The sequence below is a fragment of the Pannonibacter sp. Q-1 genome (assembly GCF_054073275.1).
Genome location: NZ_JBSXNB010000008.1, coordinates 153124 through 171277, shown reverse-complemented (window position 1 = coordinate 171277; position 18154 = coordinate 153124). Strand labels below are relative to the sequence as shown.

18 protein-coding genes and 2 tRNA genes are annotated in these 18154 nt (G+C 63.8%); 9 read left to right on the top strand and 11 right to left on the bottom strand.

Translation table 11 applies throughout. From position 1 onward, the window contains the following. The 4 genes from ACVNHC_RS20685 (at nt 1) to ACVNHC_RS20670 (ending at nt 1357) form a co-directional block, all read left to right on the top strand. Nucleotides 1-75, top strand: a tRNA-Gly gene (locus ACVNHC_RS20685). A 66-nt stretch (nt 76-141) separates the two neighbouring features. Further along, nucleotides 142-216 (top strand) — tRNA-Gly (locus ACVNHC_RS20680). 175 nt (nt 217-391) lie between these two features. Then, a complete protein-coding gene (locus ACVNHC_RS20675; RefSeq protein WP_050473903.1) occupies nt 392-1195 on the top strand; it encodes a MipA/OmpV family protein in 804 nt (267 codons plus the stop codon). Between the two features lie 24 nt (nt 1196-1219). Beyond that, the gene (locus tag ACVNHC_RS20670) at nt 1220-1357 is read left to right on the top strand and encodes a hypothetical protein (RefSeq protein WP_186424261.1); all 138 of its coding nucleotides are present in this window, start codon (nt 1220-1222) and stop codon (nt 1355-1357) included. Between the two features lie 15 nt (nt 1358-1372). On the opposite strand, the gene ACVNHC_RS20665 is transcribed toward ACVNHC_RS20670, so the two are convergent. The 4 genes from ACVNHC_RS20665 to ACVNHC_RS20650 form a co-directional block, all read right to left on the bottom strand. Then, nucleotides 1373-2218 (bottom strand): pentapeptide repeat-containing protein, encoded by an 846-nt coding sequence (locus ACVNHC_RS20665; RefSeq protein ID WP_457169175.1) that lies wholly within the window; start codon nt 2216-2218, stop codon nt 1373-1375. A 352-nt stretch (nt 2219-2570) separates the two neighbouring features. Continuing rightward, nucleotides 2571-3626 carry a patatin-like phospholipase family protein gene (locus tag ACVNHC_RS20660; protein ID WP_050473904.1) on the bottom strand — a complete coding sequence of 352 codons (1056 nt, stop codon included), beginning with the start codon at nt 3624-3626 and terminating at the stop codon, nt 2571-2573. Further along, on the bottom strand, nt 3626-4408 hold the full coding sequence (locus tag ACVNHC_RS20655) for a 3-hydroxybutyrate dehydrogenase (protein ID WP_050473905.1): 783 nt from the start codon (nt 4406-4408) through the stop codon (nt 3626-3628). The genes ACVNHC_RS20660 and ACVNHC_RS20655 overlap by 1 nt, the downstream gene beginning before the upstream one ends. Nucleotides 4409-4563: 155 nt before the next feature. Then, entirely contained in the window at nt 4564-5334 is a 771-nt protein-coding gene (locus ACVNHC_RS20650) for a hypothetical protein (RefSeq protein WP_457169173.1), read from the bottom strand. A 237-nt stretch (nt 5335-5571) separates the two neighbouring features. Between ACVNHC_RS20650 and ispG the strand changes: the two genes are divergently transcribed. The 3 genes from ispG to ACVNHC_RS20635 are packed head-to-tail and all read left to right on the top strand — an operon-like array spanning nt 5572 to nt 8513. Further along, the gene (gene ispG / locus ACVNHC_RS20645) at nt 5572-6840 is read left to right on the top strand and encodes a flavodoxin-dependent (E)-4-hydroxy-3-methylbut-2-enyl-diphosphate synthase (RefSeq protein ID WP_050473907.1); all 1269 of its coding nucleotides are present in this window, start codon (nt 5572-5574) and stop codon (nt 6838-6840) included. Between the two features lie 42 nt (nt 6841-6882). Further along, nucleotides 6883-7767 (top strand): pyridoxal kinase, encoded by an 885-nt coding sequence (gene pdxY, locus ACVNHC_RS20640; RefSeq protein ID WP_058898570.1) that lies wholly within the window; start codon nt 6883-6885, stop codon nt 7765-7767. Then, entirely contained in the window at nt 7764-8513 is a 750-nt protein-coding gene (locus ACVNHC_RS20635) for a DUF429 domain-containing protein (RefSeq protein ID WP_457169170.1), read from the top strand. The genes pdxY and ACVNHC_RS20635 overlap by 4 nt, the downstream gene beginning before the upstream one ends. Before the next feature lie 13 nt (nt 8514-8526). On the opposite strand, the gene ACVNHC_RS20630 is transcribed toward ACVNHC_RS20635, so the two are convergent. The 3 genes from ACVNHC_RS20630 to ACVNHC_RS20620 form a co-directional block, all read right to left on the bottom strand. Next, nucleotides 8527-9894 (bottom strand): L,D-transpeptidase family protein, encoded by a 1368-nt coding sequence (locus tag ACVNHC_RS20630; protein ID WP_457169168.1) that lies wholly within the window; start codon nt 9892-9894, stop codon nt 8527-8529. A gap of 228 nt (nt 9895-10122) precedes the next feature. Beyond that, nucleotides 10123-11076: an acetyl-CoA carboxylase carboxyltransferase subunit alpha gene (locus ACVNHC_RS20625; RefSeq protein ID WP_050473911.1), complete on the bottom strand. Its 954-nt coding sequence runs from the start codon at nt 11074-11076 to the stop codon at nt 10123-10125. 209 nt (nt 11077-11285) lie between these two features. Continuing rightward, entirely contained in the window at nt 11286-12152 is an 867-nt protein-coding gene (locus ACVNHC_RS20620) for a DUF3108 domain-containing protein (protein WP_208982729.1), read from the bottom strand. A 377-nt stretch (nt 12153-12529) separates the two neighbouring features. On the opposite strand from ACVNHC_RS20620, the gene rpmB reads away from it, so the two are divergent. Both rpmB and ACVNHC_RS20610 read left to right on the top strand, forming a co-directional pair. Further along, the gene (gene rpmB, locus ACVNHC_RS20615; protein WP_050473912.1) at nt 12530-12826 is read left to right on the top strand and encodes a 50S ribosomal protein L28; all 297 of its coding nucleotides are present in this window, start codon (nt 12530-12532) and stop codon (nt 12824-12826) included. A 16-nt stretch (nt 12827-12842) separates the two neighbouring features. Beyond that, entirely contained in the window at nt 12843-13508 is a 666-nt protein-coding gene (locus tag ACVNHC_RS20610) for a VUT family protein (RefSeq protein ID WP_058898573.1), read from the top strand. A 9-nt stretch (nt 13509-13517) separates the two neighbouring features. Here the strand turns inward: ACVNHC_RS20610 and ACVNHC_RS20605 are convergent, their stop codons facing one another. The 4 genes from ACVNHC_RS20605 to ACVNHC_RS20590 form a co-directional block, all read right to left on the bottom strand. Further along, nucleotides 13518-14558 carry an esterase-like activity of phytase family protein gene (locus tag ACVNHC_RS20605; protein ID WP_457169165.1) on the bottom strand — a complete coding sequence of 347 codons (1041 nt, stop codon included), beginning with the start codon at nt 14556-14558 and terminating at the stop codon, nt 13518-13520. Then, entirely contained in the window at nt 14555-16456 is a 1902-nt protein-coding gene (gene cobT / locus ACVNHC_RS20600) for a cobaltochelatase subunit CobT (RefSeq protein ID WP_457169163.1), read from the bottom strand. The genes ACVNHC_RS20605 and cobT overlap by 4 nt, the downstream gene beginning before the upstream one ends. Before the next feature lie 4 nt (nt 16457-16460). Next, nucleotides 16461-17447, bottom strand: a complete 987-nt coding sequence (gene cobS / locus ACVNHC_RS20595) for a cobaltochelatase subunit CobS (RefSeq protein ID WP_457169161.1) — start codon at nt 17445-17447, stop codon at nt 16461-16463. Between the two features lie 66 nt (nt 17448-17513). Beyond that, nucleotides 17514-18104 (bottom strand): J domain-containing protein, encoded by a 591-nt coding sequence (locus ACVNHC_RS20590; RefSeq protein WP_457169159.1) that lies wholly within the window; start codon nt 18102-18104, stop codon nt 17514-17516. Nucleotides 18105-18154: the final 50 nt, after the last annotated feature.

The window sequence follows — 18154 nt, the reverse complement described above, 5'->3', positions numbered from 1 at the left end:
GCGGGCGTAGCTCAGGGGTAGAGCACAACCTTGCCAAGGTTGGGGTCGTGGGTTCGAATCCCATCGCCCGCTCCAGTTTCCGGTCAATCGGCAATCTGGTCCAGCGTCATTGAGGATACCCATCCGGCTTGCCGGATTTGTGCGGGCGTAGCTCAGGGGTAGAGCACAACCTTGCCAAGGTTGGGGTCGTGGGTTCGAATCCCATCGCCCGCTCCAGTTTCGAAAAAGGCTGCCGCAAGGCGGCCTTTTTTAATGTCTGCAGAGCGGGTTGCAAATCCGTGCGGTGCTCATTGGCAACAGCTCGTTAAAATTACCCTTTTGTTAAACTCTTTATCGCAATTTGCCTTAAGATCCGTCCCACTCAGTAGTTCGTTCAGGACAGACCCCACCCATGATGCGCAAGTTCGCTCTTCTCGCCTTGACCTCCGCTCTTGCCGGTGCCTCCCTTCCGGCGGCCGCGCAGGATTATTCCTATGGTTCCTCCAGCGGCACCTCCGGCCATCAGTATGTGCTGGATCTGGGTGTCGGTGCCCTGGTCAAGCCGCGTTATGACGGCGCGGATACCTATCTGGTGTCACCGGTTCCGCTGATCTATGTCAGCCGCTTCTATCTGCCGATTCTGGGGCAGGTGGCTGACGGCCAGGCGCGCACGGGCATCTATTTCTACCCGTCCTTCAACTTCATCGGACAGCGCCGTCCGACCGATACATCGAAGCTCAGCGGCACCCGCAAGGTGGACTGGGCGCTGGAAGCAGGGCTGGGTGCCGGTTTCCAGGGCGATGGGTTCCGGGTGTTCGGAGAGCTGCGCCAAGGCTTCAACGGTCACAAGGGGCAGACCGGTCAGATCGGCGCTGACCTGATCATGAAGCCGATGCCGAAGCTGGAGCTCAGCGCCGGTCCGCGCCTCGGTTTTGCCTCCAGCCGCTACATGGACACCTACTTCAGCGTTTCGCCGTCAGAGGCCCAGGCCAGCGGGCTCAACGAGTTCCGCGCCAGCGGCGGCTTCAAGAGCATCGGCGTTGCGTCCCGCGCCAGCTATGATCTGACGGATCAGGTGAAGCTGCATGTGGAAGGCGGTTATGACCGGCTGATCGGCGATGCGGCCCGCAGCCCGATCGTCCGCAACCGCGGCAGCCGCAATCAGTATACCATCGGCACCGGCGTGACCTACCGGTTCTCCTTCGACGCGTTCTGAGCCGCGTTATACCAAGGCGCTGAGATGCTGACGCATCACGCCTTGAAAATGCTCAAGCGCCGCACGGGCTTAACCAATGCTCGATCAGTCAAGCTCATCGAGCATTGGTATTACCCGCTGACAGACATGAAAAAGGGCCGTCCGGAGGGGCGGCCCTTTTGATTCTATCCCTGCCACTCACGAGCAAGGCTTCAGCGGCTCGAAGCCGGCAGGCAATTCGGTGCGCGCGTCGCCGCACAGGTTGATCATGCGCTTGGGGTCAAGCCCGCGCACATCCTTCAGCTTTGCGCCGGGCAGGCGGGTGTTGCGCAGCAGTGCGCCGGTCATGTTGGCGCCCGAGAGGTCGGCATCGGTGAGGTCGCCGCTGGTGATGCGGGTGCCGCTGAGGTCCGCATTGCGGAAACTGGCATCCACCGCGATGATCCGGTCGAGGCCGGCATAGGGCAGGCGGGCATTGTCCAGCATGGCACTGCTCAGGTCCGCCCGTTCCAGACTTGCTCCGTCCATCTTGCTGCCGGAGAAATTGGCGCCGATGGCTATGCTGCGGGTCAGTTTGGCGTTGCGCAGATCCGTGTTGTCCAGCTTGGCGCTGGTCAGCACCGCGTCATTCAGATCCGCGTCCCGCATGTCTGAGCCGGACAGCCTTGCCTTGATCAGGGATGCCTTCTCCAGATCCACGCCGCGCATGGAACTGCGGGTCATGTCCGCCCCATCGAGGTTGGCGCGCTCCAGTTCCGTGCGGCGCAGGTCAGCGCCGGCGAGCCTGGCGCCAGTGAGAATGGCTTCCTTCAGATCGGCCTCGCGCAGGTTGACGCCGGTGAAATCCGGCATGTCCAGCTTCAATGTGCGCAGGCTTTCCAGCTTCAGGTCGCAGCCGGGGCAGCCATTCTGTGCGGTGATCTGGTCGAATGTGCCTTGCGGGGCCGCCGTCTGTGCAAAGGCGCGCCCCGAGCCCTGCGGCAGCAATGCGAGGGCCGTCAGGATGAGCGCTCCTGCAAGTTTCGATGTCAATCGCAGTGCCATGTCCAACCTCCTGCGCCCCCGCGCCTCTTTTAGCCCTCACCGGGCCGGGCGGAAAGCACAGAGTTGCACAGCCGGACATCTTGTCCCGGTCTGCATTTCAAAGATGGAGGGGAAGAGTGCTGCGGGCCGGAAGGAAGTAGCGGGTCGCAGTGCCACTTCCTTCCGTCCGCAATCGCTGACGACGCACAACCTGACAATCAGCTTCCCGACATTAGGATTGGAGTGGTTTCCAAAAGGTTTTCTTTGTCGATAAAACTGATCTTCGTGCGTTTTATTTGGTTTAATGATGTTTATCTTTGTTATTGATTTTATTATGCATGGCAGAATGCAAATTCCGGTTAATTTCTATTAATCACTGGAACTCCGAGCGCAGATCGACGGTCGAGCGCTCGCCAACGGCATCGTAATTGCGCTCCACCCAGCCGGCTGCGGTCTTGCGGCCGATGGAGAACAGCTCCTCGATGAAGGCCCATTCCGCATTGGACTTTGAGGAGGCCTGCAGCGGCTTCAGGGCTTCTCCGTCGATGCGGTGGAAATTGACCTTCTTGTAGTCCTCTTCATTCAGCTTGCCTTCGTTGAGAAGGCGCAGCACGAATTCGATGGACCGCATTTCGCGCAACAGCGTGGAATTGAAGGTGATCTCGTTCATCCGGTTCTGGATTTCGCGGGCCGTCTTCGGGGTTTCCTTGCGCTCGATCGGGTTGATCTGCACCAGCAGCAGGTCCTGCGTGCCGGTCTCATAGAACAACGGATAGAGCGGCGGGTTGCCCATGTAGCCGCCGTCCCAGTAGGGCACGCCGTCAATCTCCACCGCCTGGAACACCTGCGGCAGGCAGGCCGAGGCCATCACGGCATCGGCCGTCAGCTCGTCTCCGCTGAAGACCTTGATCTTGCCCGTGTGCACATTGGTGGCCGACACGAACACCCGCACACGCCCGCAGGCGCGGACGGAGTCAAAGTCGATGATCTCCTTCAGCACCTCATGCAGCGGATTGATGTTGAGCGGATTGAACTCGTAAGGCGAGGCGAAGCGGGAGATGAGATCCATGGCAATGTAGCTCGGCGAGAAGTCGAGGCTCCACTGGCCAAGGGCCATGTCCAGCGGTGAGCGCCGGATCGGGCTGAGATAGGCGTGCTGGCTGACCTTCTTCCAGAAGGTCCGCAGGCGCTCCCGGGCTCCCTCCACTCCGCCCTCGTGCAGGCCGCAGGCCAGGGCCACTGCATTCATGGCGCCGGCCGAGGTACCGCTGATGCCGTCGATTTCGAAGCGGTCATCTTCCAGAAGATAATCCAGCACCCCCCAGGTGAAGGCGCCATGGGCGCCTCCCCCCTGAAGGGCCAGATTGATGACCTTGCGCCCCGGCGCGGATTTGCGCGGCGGGACGTTCCGCTTTCTGGCCTCTGTCATTACTGGGCCGTCCAGCCGCCATCGACGGGCAGCAGCGTGCCTGTGATGGACTTGGCCGCATCCGAGCACAGGAAGACGGCAACAGCCGCGACTTCTTCCACGGTGACGAATTCCTTGGTGGGCTGAGCCTTCAGCAGCACCTCGCGCTTGACCTCGTCCTCGGTCATGTTGCGCGCCTTCATCGTGTCGGGGATCTGGGCCTCGACCAGCGGCGTCCAGACATAGCCCGGGCAGATGGCGTTGACGGTGACGCCATTTTCGGCAGCTTCCAGCGCAACCGTCTTGGTCAGCCCGGCAATGCCGTGTTTGGCGGCCACATAGGCGGACTTGAAGGGGGAGGCGACCAGCGCGTGAGCGGAGGCGGTGTTGATGATGCGGCCCCAGCCGCGCGCCTTCATGCCTGGCAGGGCGGCGCGGATGGTGTGGAAGGCCGAAGACAGGTTGATGGCGATGATCGCGTTCCACTTGTCGACGGGGAACTCGTCGATGGGCGAGACATGCTGGATGCCGGCGTTGTTGATCAGGATGTCGACGCTGCCGAATTCCTTCTCCGCCGTGGCGATCATGGCGGCGATCTCGTCGCCCTTGGTCATGTCGGCGGGCGAATAGAGGCAGCGGACGCCGAAGTCCTTTTCGATGCCGGTACGTTCGGCCTCGATCTTGTCCTTGTCGCCAAAGCCGTTGATCATCACATTGGCGCCTTCGGCTGCCAGCGCCCGTGCATAGGCAAGGCCGATGCCGGAGGTGGATCCGGTGATGACGGCGTTTCTGTTCTTCAGCATGTCTTTCAGGCTCCCTGACCGAATTCCGGCCGCAGCTTCACATGAAGCTGCCTTGCACTGCAACAACGCAGTTGCGCTGATGCGGTTGCGTGACAAATCGGTAATGAAAGCCTGAGCTTTTGCAGGGCGCTGCCCTGCCTGCTTGCAGCTGTCCGTCAGTGCTGGGCGAACATCGGATTGTCCGGGTTTTCGGCCCAGAGTTTTTCCGCGACGTCCTTGTAGGCCACCGTCACGACAGCAAGGCCAATGGTCGTGGTGATGATCTGCAGCAGTGTACCGAAAACGGCCAGAACCACGAAACCGAGGATGATCGAGCCACCGGCGAGGATCTGATATCCGCCTGCAATGGCAAGGCCGAGGACCAGGATCACCGGAATGCTGAGCAGAAGCGTTGTCACGAACATCGGCCCGGCATAGCCCTTGCTGATGCGGAAGGCTTCTGCGACCGGCAGGTGGTGGCCAACGGCAGAGGCCGGGACGATGAAGCTGATGCGGTACATCAGCGCAATGGTCAGGGCCGTCAGTCCGGCAAGCAGCACCACCATGATGATATGCGGCACGAAGGTGTTGAACATCATGGCAACGAGAATGATGCCGATGATCGGCCCCATCAGGATCAGGGCCGTCTGCACCATGCGCCAAAGTACCCGCCGCTCATACAGTCCAAAGCGCAGGTGGATGAGATCGGGCTGTTCCTGCAGCAGGCCAAACCGGTGCCAGCCGCTGGCGATGGAGGCGCCGCTGACCAGTGACAGCACGAAACCGGCCAGGGCCAGAATGATATTCAGGCCCGGGATGCCTTCGCTTGCATCGGTCAGGGCATTGATGACCAGCATGATCACCATCCACGATCCGGCAATACGGAAGGCGATGTTGATGTTCTGGCGGATCAGGGTCGCTGACTGATGCAGGATATCCGAATACATGGGGGCTCCAGGCTGGTCTTGTCACTTGCAGGAAATGCCAAGTGCAATCATCAGGTCTATAGGCCGGTCCGGCGGGGCGGCGCAAGTGCTCCGGATCACAGTTTGCCGCGCTGATGCGCTGCATCGCGCCTTGCGTGCGGTTCTTGATTGCCCTTATGTGAGAGCCAATTTAATCAGGCCATGAAAAGCGCCCGTCCCCGGTGCGGGCGGAGGGTGAATACGAGGTTGGCTGATCTGATGAGCGAGTATGTCCCGATGCGCCTGCCCCGGCGCCGGTCGGTTGCCGTGCAGGTGGGTTCCGTGATGGTGGGCGGCGATGCGCCCGTCGTCGTGCAATCCATGACCAACACGGACACGGCGGATGCCGATGCCACCGTGGCGCAGGTCGCCGCGCTGGCGCGGGCCGGGTCCGAGCTGGTGCGCATCACGGTGGACAGGGACGAGTCCGCCGCGGCCGTGCCGCGCATCCGCGAGCGGCTGGAGCGCATCGGCATCAATGTGCCGCTGATCGGCGATTTCCATTACATCGGCCACAAGCTGCTGGCGGATCATCCGGCCTGTGCCGAGGCTTTGGCCAAGTACCGCATCAATCCGGGCAACGTGGGCTTCAAGGCCAAGCGCGACACCCAGTTCTCGCAGATCATCGACATCGCCCAGAAATATGACAAGCCGGTGCGCATCGGCGTCAACTGGGGCTCGCTCGATCAGGAGCTTCTGACGAAGCTGATGGACGAGAATGCCGCCAGCGCCAACCCGATTGCCGCTTCCGCCGTCATGCGTGAGGCGATCATCCAGTCCGGGCTTCTCTCGGCCGAGCGGGCCGAAGGCCTGGGCATGGCCCGCAACAAGATCATCCTGTCCGCCAAGGTCAGCAATGTGCAGGACCTCATTGCCGTTTATGCGGATCTGGCGGCGCGCTGCGACTATGCGCTGCATCTGGGCCTCACGGAAGCGGGCATGGGCACCAAGGGCATCGTCGCCTCGGCTGCGTCCATGGGCATCCTGCTGCAGCAGGGCATTGGCGACACCATCCGCGTGTCGCTGACGCCGGAGCCGGGCGGTGACCGTTCGCGCGAGGTGCAGGTGGCGCAGGAGCTGCTGCAGGTGATGGGCTTCCGCGCCTTCGTGCCGGTGGTGGCGGCCTGTCCGGGGTGCGGGCGCACCACGTCGACCGTGTTCCAGGAGCTGGCCAGCGACATTCAGGAGCATATCCGCGTGTCGATGCCGGTCTGGCGCGAGCAGTATCCGGGGGTGGAGAACCTCAACGTCGCGGTGATGGGCTGCATCGTCAACGGGCCGGGCGAGTCCAAATTCGCCGACATCGGCATCTCGCTGCCGGGCACGGGCGAATCGCCTTCCGCCCCTGTGTTCATCGACGGCGAGAAGGTCATGACGCTGCGCGGGCCCTCCATCGCGGAAGACTTCAAGGCCATGGTGTTGGGCTATATCGAGCAGAAATACGGTTCGGGCAAGCCGCTGGAATTGCCCTCCGCTGCGCAGGAGTGAGTTCGCCCTCCCGGCCGCAGTGCTGAAACAGGAGTTGCCGGAATGCTGAATGCGGTGAAGGACGGCGGCACAAAGCCGGCCATTCTGGTGATCACATCACAGGTGGTGCGCGGCAGTGTGGGCGGGCGCGGTGCGGTCTTCGCGCTGGAGCGTCTGGGCTTCCCGGTGTGGTATCTGCCGACCATTCTGTTGCCCTGGCAGCCGCTGGTCGGGCGCGGTCAGCGCATCGTTGCGCCGATGACGGATTTCGACGCCATCACGGCGGATCTGGCAGCTTCCCCCTTCCTGCCGGAGATCGGCGCGGTCATCACCGGTTATCTCGGCTCGCCGGAACAGGCCGCTGCCGTCGCCCGGCTCGTCAAGGCGCTGCGCAAGCTGCGGCCCGAAGTGACCTATCTCTGTGATCCGGTGATCGGCGATCTGGAAGGCCTCTATGTGCCGGAGGCAACCGCTGCAGCCATCCGCGACGAGCTGGTGCCGCTGGCCGATATCTCGACGCCGAACCGTTACGAGCTGGCCTGGCTGACCGGGCGGCCAACCGATTCGGAGCTGCAGGCCCTGTCCGCCGCGCGGCATCTGGGGCCGGAACGGGTGGTTGTCACCTCCGCCCCGGCGCTGCGGCGCAATTCCATCTCCAACCTTCTGGTGGGCCGGCGCGGCGCCGTTGCGGCCGAACACGCGGCCATCGACAATCCGCCGCATGGCACGGGGGATTTCTTCTCCGCCCTGTTCATGGCCCGTCTGCTGGAAGGCATGGATGAGGACGAGGCGCTGGTGCGCGCTGCCGCTTCCGTGTTCGAGCTGGTTGCCCGTACGGTGAAGCAGGGCGCCAACGAGCTGCTTTACGCCGCCGAACAGCAGACCCTGTGCCGCCCCATGGCGCTGGTCAGCACCCGCCGGGTGATGGAGAGCGCCGGCGCGCGATGACCGGGCCGGGCTCCTTGTCTCAGGCCAGACGGGTTGCCGGAGTTGATGGCTGCCCGGCGGGCTGGATCGCGGTGATTCTTGACGAAAGCCTGACCGCTAAGCCGCAGGTGCTGGTGACGCCCCGTTTTGCGGATCTTCTGGCGCTTCAGCCCCGGCTTGAGGTTCTGGCCGTGGACATGCCCATCGGCCTGCCGGACCGGATCGGCCCAGAGGGGCGGGGGCCGGAACGGCATGTGCGCCCGCTTCTGGGCATGCGCCAGTCCTCGGTGTTTTCCGTTCCCTGTCGTGCCGCGGTCTATTGCGAAGACTACCGGGAAGCCTGCCGCATCGCGCAGGAAACCTCCGAGCCACCGCGCAAGGTGTCAAAACAGACCTTCCATCTCTTCCCGAAAATCCGCGAGCTGGACAAGGCGCTGGTCTCGGAGCCGGAGGGGCGTGTGTTCGAGGTGCACCCGGAAGTGGCCTTCTGGCGGCTCAATGGCGGCGCGCCCATGAGCCTGCCGAAGAAGGTCAAGAGCCGCATCAACCCGGCGGGCATGGACGAGCGCCGCGCCTGTCTGGCCGCTCACGGGCTTGAGCCCGCGTTCCTGTCACAAAAGCCGCCGCGCGGGGCTGCGGCGGATGATTTCCTCGATGCCTGCGTCAATGCGGTCATGGCCCTGCGCATCCTGGCAGGCGGGGCGGAGCCCTTCCCGAAGGATTTCTCCCGCGACAGCCGCGGCCACCGCATCGCCATCTGGGCCTAAGGTTCCGCGAGGTTCAGGGCTTCACCCGCGGCGCCGTGGTGACGGTGGTCAGGTCGACCTGGGGCGGGGTGGCGTCATCGTCTTGCGAGCCGCTGAAACTCAGCCAGCGTTTGAAGAAGCCGGGCTTCTGTTCACCAGCCTGAGCGTCCGGAGCAAAGGCCGTTGCGGTCACCTCCGCTGCGGGCTGCGGCTTTGCTGCGGCAGGGGTGGCCGCCTGAGAGGCTGCCTGAGAGGCCGCAGGTGATGCCGCGCCGGCGGCGGTCTGCCCGGGCTCGCCAGGTGCTGTCTCTGCCGGCTGGGCGGCTTTCGAGGCAAAAAGGCTGGCGAAGACGCCGCCGGTGGAAGCCGGTGTTGCTGGAGCCTCTTCGGCAGACGTTGCGGCAGCCGCCGGTTCGCCTGCCTCTTCCGGCTTGTCATCGCTGCCGAACTTCGGGTTGACGATGGAGGCGATCAGGGCGGCGCGTTCCTTGGCGCGCTTTTCGCGCTCCGCCTCTTCCCGGATGTTGGCCATGGCCACTTCGAAGGCCTGCGCGTCCTTCTTCTGCTTGGCCTCCACCGCAACCCGGATGGCCTGCGGCACTTCATAGGCCGGGCATTTGGCCGTGGCGCGGAAGGGCACATTGGCCATCAGCGGCGTGGCGTTGAACACATACTGCTTTTCGCAGACATCGATCTTCGGCGCCTGCTTCGTCACCTCGAAGTGGTCATAGCCCACCTTCAGCATGCGCCAGAAATCCATGTGCGGGCTGTCATTGTGCCGCGCCATGTTTTCCGCCGTCATGCGGAAGGGGAACGCCTGCACCTGGAACGACCGCTGCCCGCCCTTGAAGCTGTCCCGGGCCAGCGCATAGATGTCCTCGATCTGCGGATCGGTCATGGCATAGCAGCCGCGCGAGGAGCAGGCGCCATGCACCATCAGATGCGTGCCGGTGCGGTTGTGCGACCGGTCATAGGCATTGGGAAAGCCCATGTTGAAGGCAAGGTGGTAGCTGGAGTTCGGGTTCATCAGCCCCGGCGTGATCTCGTAGAAGCCCTCCGGCGCCTGCCGGTCGCCTTCCTTGACCTTCGGCCCAAGCTCGCCGGACCACTTGCAGATATCGAAGGTTTGGAGCAGAGCAAAGCGGCCTTCCCGGTTCTGCTTCCAGACCTCAAGCGTGCTTTCTTCCTTGAAGATGCGGATCAGGATGGGCGAGCGCGCATCCATCTTCAGTTCGGTGAACTTCGCCTTGATGGCCGGGCGCACCTCGCGCAGATGCTTGGGGCCGAAGGAAACGTATTCATCCCCCGACTGGCAGCCGGCAAGAAGCGTGGCCACAGCCAGGGCGCCAGCCAGGCGGATCACCTTGCGGCCCGGAATTTTCGCAAAGGCAATCACGCCCATCTGCCGTCACACCTGAAAGAAAAACTGCCCGCCTTCCCGCTGAGGACAGGCAAAGCCATCACCGGCACAAGGGTAAGGTGCCGTCTCTTCTTCCGCAAGATGGCAGTACCACGCTGGATCATAAATCACCGTAGAGAAAACGGGCGGATGGAGGGGATGAACCGGTCAAAACAAAAACCGGCGCAGGCATCCCTGCACCGGTTTCAGAAGGTTACATCCGCGCAGCTCTCAGAGGCTGCGGCCGATGGCGAGGAACTTGTCGCGGCGCAGCTTGCGGACCTCATCGGCGGACAGGCCCTCGAAGGACTTCAGCGCCTCGTCGATCGCCTTGCCTGCGCGGTCGATGGCCGTTTCGCGGGCGCGGTGGGCGCCGCCCGCCGGTTCCTCGATGATGCCGTCGATGATGCCGAGTTTCAGGAGGTCCTGTGCGGTGATCTTCATGTTGGTCGCCGCTTCCTGCGCCCTGGCGCTGTCGCGCCACAGGATCGAGGCTGCGCCTTCCGGCGAGATCACGCTGTAGATGGCGTGTTCCAGCATCAGCACCTTGCTGGTGGCGGCAATGGCGATGGCGCCGCCCGAGCCGCCTTCACCGATGACGGTGGCGATGTTCGGCACGCCGAGGCTGAGGCAGCGGTCGGTGGAGCGGGCAATGGCTTCCGCCTGGCCGCGCTCTTCCGCGCCAAGGCCCGGATAGGCGCCGGCCGTGTCGACGAAGGACAGCACCGGAATGCCGAACTGGTCGGCCAGATCCATGATGCGCACCGACTTGCGGTAGCCTTCCGGACGGGCCATGCCGAAATTGTGCTTGAGGCGGGTTTCCGTATCCGAGCCCTTTTCCTGCGCCAGAATGGCGACGGACTGGCCCCGGAAGCGGCCGAAACCGGCAATGATCGCCTGATCGTCGGAGAACTTGCGGTCGCCGGCCAGCGGCGTGAAGTCCTCGATGAGGCCCTGGATGTAATGGGCCGCATGCGGGCGGTCCGGATGACGGGCCACCAGCGTCTTCTGCCAGGGGGTCAGCTTGGAATAGAGGTCGTTGAGGGTCTGGCTGGCCTTGGCTTCAAGGCGGCCGACTTCCTCGTCCACGTTCACCGCTTCGCCGGTCGCTGCCAGCGCGCGCAGTTCCTGGGCCTTGCCGATGATGTCGGCGACGGGTTTTTCAAATTCCAGATAGCTGTGCATGAACCGTTTACCTGATGGCCGCTGCAGTCCCGCCCGCAGGAGGCTGGACCTTTCGCGCGCCGTGTGTCCCGGGTCTAATGTTGTGGCGCGACACTGGAGAGCAAGACCCCATGAGTCAAGCGGGGCTGTATCAGGAGGTTAAGGATGGTGCAAGCGATCCCCGGCAAAACCGCCGGGGCCTGTTTTGAAAAGGCCGGAAATCCGTGCCTTCAACGGGCAGCCTGATCCTGTCCGGGGCCGTTGATGTTCAGCTTCGTGGCTTCCACAACCATCTGGCCGCTCGCTGTGGGCATGACGATCCGGTAGGGAATGAGCACGTCATTACGGCCCATTGGCGCCAGCCAGGCTTCCATCTGGGCTTCTTCCATCAGCTTGACGGACTCCTTGCCCGGACGGTGGCCGGCAATCGCCTTCCAGCGCGCCCCGCAGACGACGACAGGCCCGTCATAGCCGCGGCCGGAGACTTCCTTGATCTCCTTGTATTCCATCTGGATGTCGAAGCGGGTCCAGCCGTCAAACACGGGCAGCTTGCGCTTGCAGGCGGCGGGCCCCAGCGCGTCCTTGCCCGTGGCGACCGGCATCACGGCGGCGCTCAGCGGGTCCATGGCGTTCTGCTGGTGCTTCTTGGTGATTTCGATGCGGTCCGGCACCGGCTTGAAGGGGGGCGCGGCCTCTGCCTCGCGGATGTTGCCGGAGCCCTGCGTCATCAGCACGTAGAAATCGCGGTTGGCGGCCTGCGAGGCCATGGAATATTTGGACGGCACCACTTTGCCGCCCACCAGCCAGCCGGTGGCCTCTGCCCCGCCGCGTCCGGTGGAAAACAGGCTGCCGATGCCGGCGGGCTCAAGCCCGACCTTGGCCGAATAGGCATTGCCCTGCAGCACGATGGACATGCTGCCCTTGCCGATGACAAGTCCCGCGACCGTGATGTCATAGAGCCCGCCGATGCGGGCGGTCTTGGCACCGGCGTCAGCGGAAGCCATCGAAACGGGCAGGGCGGTGGCGCAGGTCAGGGCGAGCGCACGAAGGGTGGCGGGCAAGGTTCCGGCCTTTCTGCTCAATACGTATCTCGACACGTCGAACCTCCTCGGCACCTTGTCCGGTGCCTGGTGACAACTTTTCCTGGCAGGAGCCGCCGCCCCATTGCTGCCTGCCTGGCGAATTCTTTCATGTGCTTCCGGCGCGGCTGGCGCGCAGCGAACGGCATCATCATGCCAATTGTTCGGCGGTATGGTAACCGCTTGGTTAATTTCCGGCATCCTGCATCGGATTTTGCAGCTTTCGCTTTCCTGAGGCGGTGAAGCCTTGACGCTGACCGCCAAGGCCAGTATAGGGAGCCAGATTTTTCCGAAATGAGCCGGTTTTGATGTTGCCGGACCTCGCGGTCCGCTCCATACCGGCTGTAACCGTACCGGGTCCCAGCGGCCCCGGCCAGTAGAAAAAGGGTGATCCAATGGCACGCCGTTGCGAGCTTTCCGGCAAGGACGTCATGTCCGGGAACAACGTTTCCCACGCCAACAACAAGACCCGTCGCCGGTTCCTGCCGAACCTGTGCAACGTTTCCCTCATCAGCGACACGCTGGGTGAGTCGTTCAAGCTGCGCATCAGCGCCCATGCCCTGCGCTCGGTCGAGCACCGCGGCGGCCTGGATGCCTTCCTTCTGAAGGCTGCTGACTGCGAGCTGTCCAACAAGGCACGGTTGATCAAGGCCGAAGTCAAGCGCCGTCAGACCGCAGCTGCTGCGGCCTGATACGGCCCGCTGCCGGATGAGCAAGACAAACGCCATTTCCAATGGTGATATCGCCATCGCAGTGCTTGCGATGGCGATTGTCGTTGTGGCCTCCAATTTCCTGGTCCAGTTCCCGGTCGAGGGAACGGTGGGCGGCCTTCAGCTGGCCGACCTGCTGACCTGGGGTGCCTTCACCTATCCGGCTGCCTTCCTTGTCACCGATCTCACCAACCGGCGCTTCGGTCCTGCCGCTGCGCGCCGGGTGGTCTATGCCGGCTTTGTGCTGGCGGTGCTGCTTTCGGTGGTCCTTGCCACGCCGCGCCTTGCGGTGGCTTCCGGCTCGGCTTTCCTGATTGCCCAGCTTCTCGACGTGACGCTGTTCAACCGGCTGCGCCGCGCGGCCTGGTGGAAAGCGCCGCTCGTCTCGTCGGTCATCGGCTCGGTGGTCGATACGCTGATCTTCTTCTCGATCGCCTTTTCGCCGCTCTTCACCGGCCTGCTCGGCTATCACGATGACTTCGCCGTTGAAAACGCGCCGCTTTTCGGCATCTTCGCCGCGGAACTGCCGCGCTGGATTTCCTGGGCCCTGGGTGATCTGACGGTGAAGCTTTCCGTCGCCCTCTTCCTGCTGGCGCCCTACCGCATTCTCTTTGCGTTCATCCGGCCAATGCAGGACACAGGTTCCGCGCCGCTCTCCCGCTGATCTGCCGTTTCAATCATCAAGCCTGAACCGCAGCAGCAGCGTGCGCTGCAGCAGCGAGCGGTTGTTGTCCGACATCAGCGTCAGGATCACGCGCCCGCCCGCGTCCTTGTGGACGGCCAGCGCTTCCATATTGTCGATTTCGTGCGACGGGCCTGCCTCCAGCAGGATTTCGCCCTTCAGTTTTGCGCCGGGGCGGATCTCGCTGCCCTTGAAGCGGCGCAGGCGCATGCCGATCCAGTCCTGCATGTTGAAGCGCCGCTCCAGCAGCAGAAGATCGCCACCCGGCAGGAACTCGGCCTCCGTGGCATCGAACTCGCCGGAGCGCTCGATCTCGAAACTGCCTGCCAATGGCCCGCCGATGATGAAGCCGGGCAGGGTGTTCTTCGCCGCATCCGGATTGCGCTCGCCAATGGCGACGAGACCGCCCTTCAGCGGGCTGGACAGGGCCGAGCCTGCCAGTGCCTCCGGCCCCTTGTTGCCGCGCAGTTTGCGGAAGCCTTCCGGCGTTTCCACCTGCGACAGGGCCCTGGCCTTGCCTGACGTCAGCGGCCAGGCAAAGCGGTAGATGCGGTTGACCCGCTCCACGCTGACGAACAGTTCCGTCCGCTTGCCGTTGATGCCAAGCGTCATGCCTTCCGTGTCCCAGGCCTTGCTGTTTTGCAGGACGGTGCCCTTCGGGTCGAGTGCAAGGGCGGTGCGGGCAGACGTGATGCCCAGCGGGCGGCCGTTGGCGTCCTGTTGCAGTTCGAAGGCGATCCAGCGGGCGTCATCGGTCACCGCCAGATGGGACGCGCCGCCCTCCAGCGTGATCAGGGCGGAGATGCCGCCATATTTCTTGGCAGGCAAGGACAGGTCCAGCCCGCCCAGAAAGGTGAGCTTGCCAAAGCGGGTTGCATCGCTGCCGCGCTGAAACTGGGTGATTGGCCGCGTGCGGATGGAGAGGCTTTCCCCGTCCTGCAGCAGCGGTGCGGCATGGGCCTCCGGAAGGCCTGCCGCACCCGTGAAGGCCAGCAGGATGGCGGCTGCCGCCGCCAGCCAGGCCTTCCTCATGCGCGCTTGCGCCGCCCGCGCTGGGGCACTGCGCCCACATTGGTGTCCTGGAACAGGTCGGCGAGCTGATCGGTCATGGCGCCGGCCAGTTCCTCCGCATCGACGATCGTCACCGCGCGCGAATAATAGCGCGTCACGTCATGGCCAATGCCGATGGCGATCAGTTCCACGGGCGACCGGTTCTCGATTTCATCAATGACGAAACGCAGGTGCCGCTCCAGATAGTTGCCCGGATTGACCGACAGGGTGCAGTCGTCCACGGGCGCGCCATCGGAAATCATCATCAGGATGCGGCGGTTTTCGGTCCGCGCCAGCAGGCGGCGGTGCGCCCAGTCCAGCGCCTCGCCGTCGATGTTTTCCTTCAAGAGGCCTTCGCGCATCATCAGGCCGAGATTGCGCCGTGCCCGCCGCCAAGGGGCATCCGCCGCCTTGTAGATGATATGGCGCAGATCGTTGAGGCGGCCCGGCTGAGCCGGCTTTCCGGCGGCAAGCCAGGCCTCGCGGGACTGGCCCCCCTTCCAGGCCTTGGTGGTGAAGCCGAGGATCTCCACCTTGACGCCGCAGCGCTCCAGCGTGCGGGCCAGAATATCGGCGCAGGCGGCAGCCACGGTGATCGGGCGGCCGCGCATGGAGCCGGAATTGTCGAGAAGCAGCGTCACCACCGTGTCGCGGAAGTTTGTGTCGCGCTCCTGCTTGAAGGCGAGCGGCTGCATCGGGTCCGTCACCGCGCGCGTCAGGCGGGCGGTGTCAAGGATGCCTTCCTCAAGATCGAAATCCCAGGAGCGGTTCTGCTGGGCCATCAGCTTGCGCTGCAGGCGGTTGGCAAGCCGGGCCACGGCGCTCTGCAGGTTGACGAGCTGTTTGTCGAGGAAGGCGCGCAGGCGGTCCAGTTCGGCCGCATCGCACAGATCTTCCGCCGTCACCACTTCGTCGAAGCGGGGCGTATAGACCCGGTAATCGGAGACCGGGCGGTTGCTCAGCGGGGCTTCGCGGCGCTGGTTCTCGCCCGGCTCCTCCGCATCGGCGTCGAGGTCTTCCTGATCCATTTCCATGGAATCGGATTCGGAGGCTTCGGTGTCGCCGGCCTCCATTTCCTCGCCGGTCATCTCCGTTTCCTGCGGCATGCTTTCGTCGCCGCCGGTGTCCTCTTCCGCCTCGCCGCCAGTTTCCGCATCCTCGTTGCGGCCCTGCTCGTCGCTCTCCTCCGGATCGTCGTGCTCGTCATTCTCGTCGCCGGCCTCATCGGCCATGTCGAGCGCCTTCAGCACGTTGCGCATCTGGCCGGCAAAGGCAGCCTGATCCTCAAAGCGGGTGACGAGCCGGTCGAGATCGTTTCCGGCCTTCTGCTCGATCCAGCTGCGCCACATGTCGACAAGCTTGCCAGCGCTTGGCGGCGGCGGGGCGCCGGTCAGGCGCTCGCGGATCATCAGCGACAGGGCATCGACCAGCGGCGCCTCCTCGCGGCTGGTGACATCGGCAGAGCCGAGACGGACGTATTTGTCGTCCAGCATGGCGGCCAGGTTGCTGGCAACGCCGGGCATGCGGGCCGCGCCCACCGCCTCGCAGCGGGCCTGCTCGACCGCATCATAGATCTGCCGCGCATCGGGGGCCTTCGGCGCGTGGCGCTGATGCACCTTCACGTCGTGGCAGGCCATGCGCAGGGCCATGGAATCACCCAGTCCGCGGGTGATCGTCAGCTCCCGCAGACCCGGCTTGCGGGCCGGTTCGGGCAGGCGCGCCGCATTGGGGGCAAGGCCCGGGCGGTCACCGGAGAAGATGACCTCCAGTTCCGGATTGCCCGCAATGGCACGCATGGTGCCGGTGAGGGCCTGCTTGAAGGGCTCGGTGGGCGACTGCCCCTTGCCCCCGGCTCCGCTGTTGCTGCCCGGACCTGCCATTGCCTCAGCTCATGACCATGTTGACGGAAGATTCCGGCAGCTCTTCACCGAAGCAGCGCTGATAGAATTCGCTCACCAGCGTGCGCTCGGTCTCGTCGCACTTGTTGAGGAAGGTCAGGCGGAAGGAGAAGCCGACGTCGCCAAAGATCTCGCAGTTCTCTGCCCAGGTGATGACCGTACGCGGGCTCATCACGGTGGACAGATCGCCGTTGACGAAGGCGCTGCGGGTCATGTCGGCAAGGCGCACCATGCGCGACACGGTGTTGCGGCCTTCCGCGCCCTGGAAGTGCTTGGCCTTGGCCAGCACGATCTCCACCTCGTTGTCATGCGGCAGATAGTTGAGGGTCGTCACGATCGACCAGCGGTCCATCTGCGCCTGATTGAGCTGCTGCGTGCCGTGGTAGAGGCCGGAGGTGTCGCCAAGGCCGATGGTGTTGGCGGTGGCGAACAGGCGGAAATAGGGATGCGGACGCAGGACGCGGTTCTGGTCGAGCAGCGTCAGGCGGCCGGAGGATTCCAGCACGCGCTGGATCACGAACATCACGTCCGGGCGGCCTGCGTCATATTCGTCGAACACGAGGGCGACGTTGTTCTGGTAGGCCCAGGGCAGGATGCCATCGCGGAATTCGGTCACCTGCTTGCCGTCACGCAGGACGATGGCGTCCTTGCCGATCAGGTCGATACGGCTGATGTGGCTGTCGAGGTTGACGCGCACGCAAGGCCAGTTGAGGCGGGCAGCGACCTGCTCGATGTGGGTGGACTTGCCGGTACCGTGGTAGCCGGTCACCATGACCCGGCGGTTGCGGGCAAAGCCGGCAAGGATCGCGAGGGTCGTCACGCGGTCGAACAGGTAGTCCGGATCAGCTTCCGGCACATATTCGTTGGCCGTCTTGTAGGCCGGCACGCGCAGGCTGCTCTGGAAGCCGAAGACTTCCTCGACGGAGATTTCGGTGTCAGGCTTGTTGTCAGCCACAGTCTTCGTATCAGTCATCGGTCCTCCGCTGCCACGGCCGGGCCGGGGTCAGGGTCGTTGGGGGGATGCCCGCGGAACGGCGGGCTAACAGAAACCGGCTTTCTTCAGGACGTTGTAGGCCTGAATGATTTCCCGCAGGCGGTCCTCGGAAGAACGATCCCCGCCATTGGCATCCGGATGATGCAACTTCACCAATTCCTTGTAGCGCGCCTTGATTTCGTCTCCGCGTGCCTCTCCGGGAAGATTGAGCACATCAAAGGACCGCTTTTCAAGGGCCAGTAGCTTTCTTGCGCGCGACACATGTTCGGCATTTTGCCGCGCATGGGCGCGCTGGCGGCCCGTGGCCCTCGGATCGAACCCGTCCGGCCCGTCCGCCGCCTGCCGGTTGACGCCCATTTTCCACGTGGGACGGTGGCCGGTGAGCGAATCCTTCTGATAGGCGCGCACCGCATCGTCGCTCATGCCGGTGAAATAATTGTAGGACTTGTTGTACTCGCGCACATGGTCGACGCAGAAATTGAAGAACATGCCTTCCCGGTCGCGGCCTTGCGGCGCGCGGTGGGTTCCGGGGCGGCTGCACCCCGGAAACTGGCAGGTGGGATAGGTATCCTCTTCGAGCCGGTCCCTGTCCGGCTTCACGCGTATGCGGTCGAAGATTTTGGAATCCAGTTTCATGCAGCGATTATGGACAGCGCTTGTGCCCGGAACAAGGTTGACCCGGACAA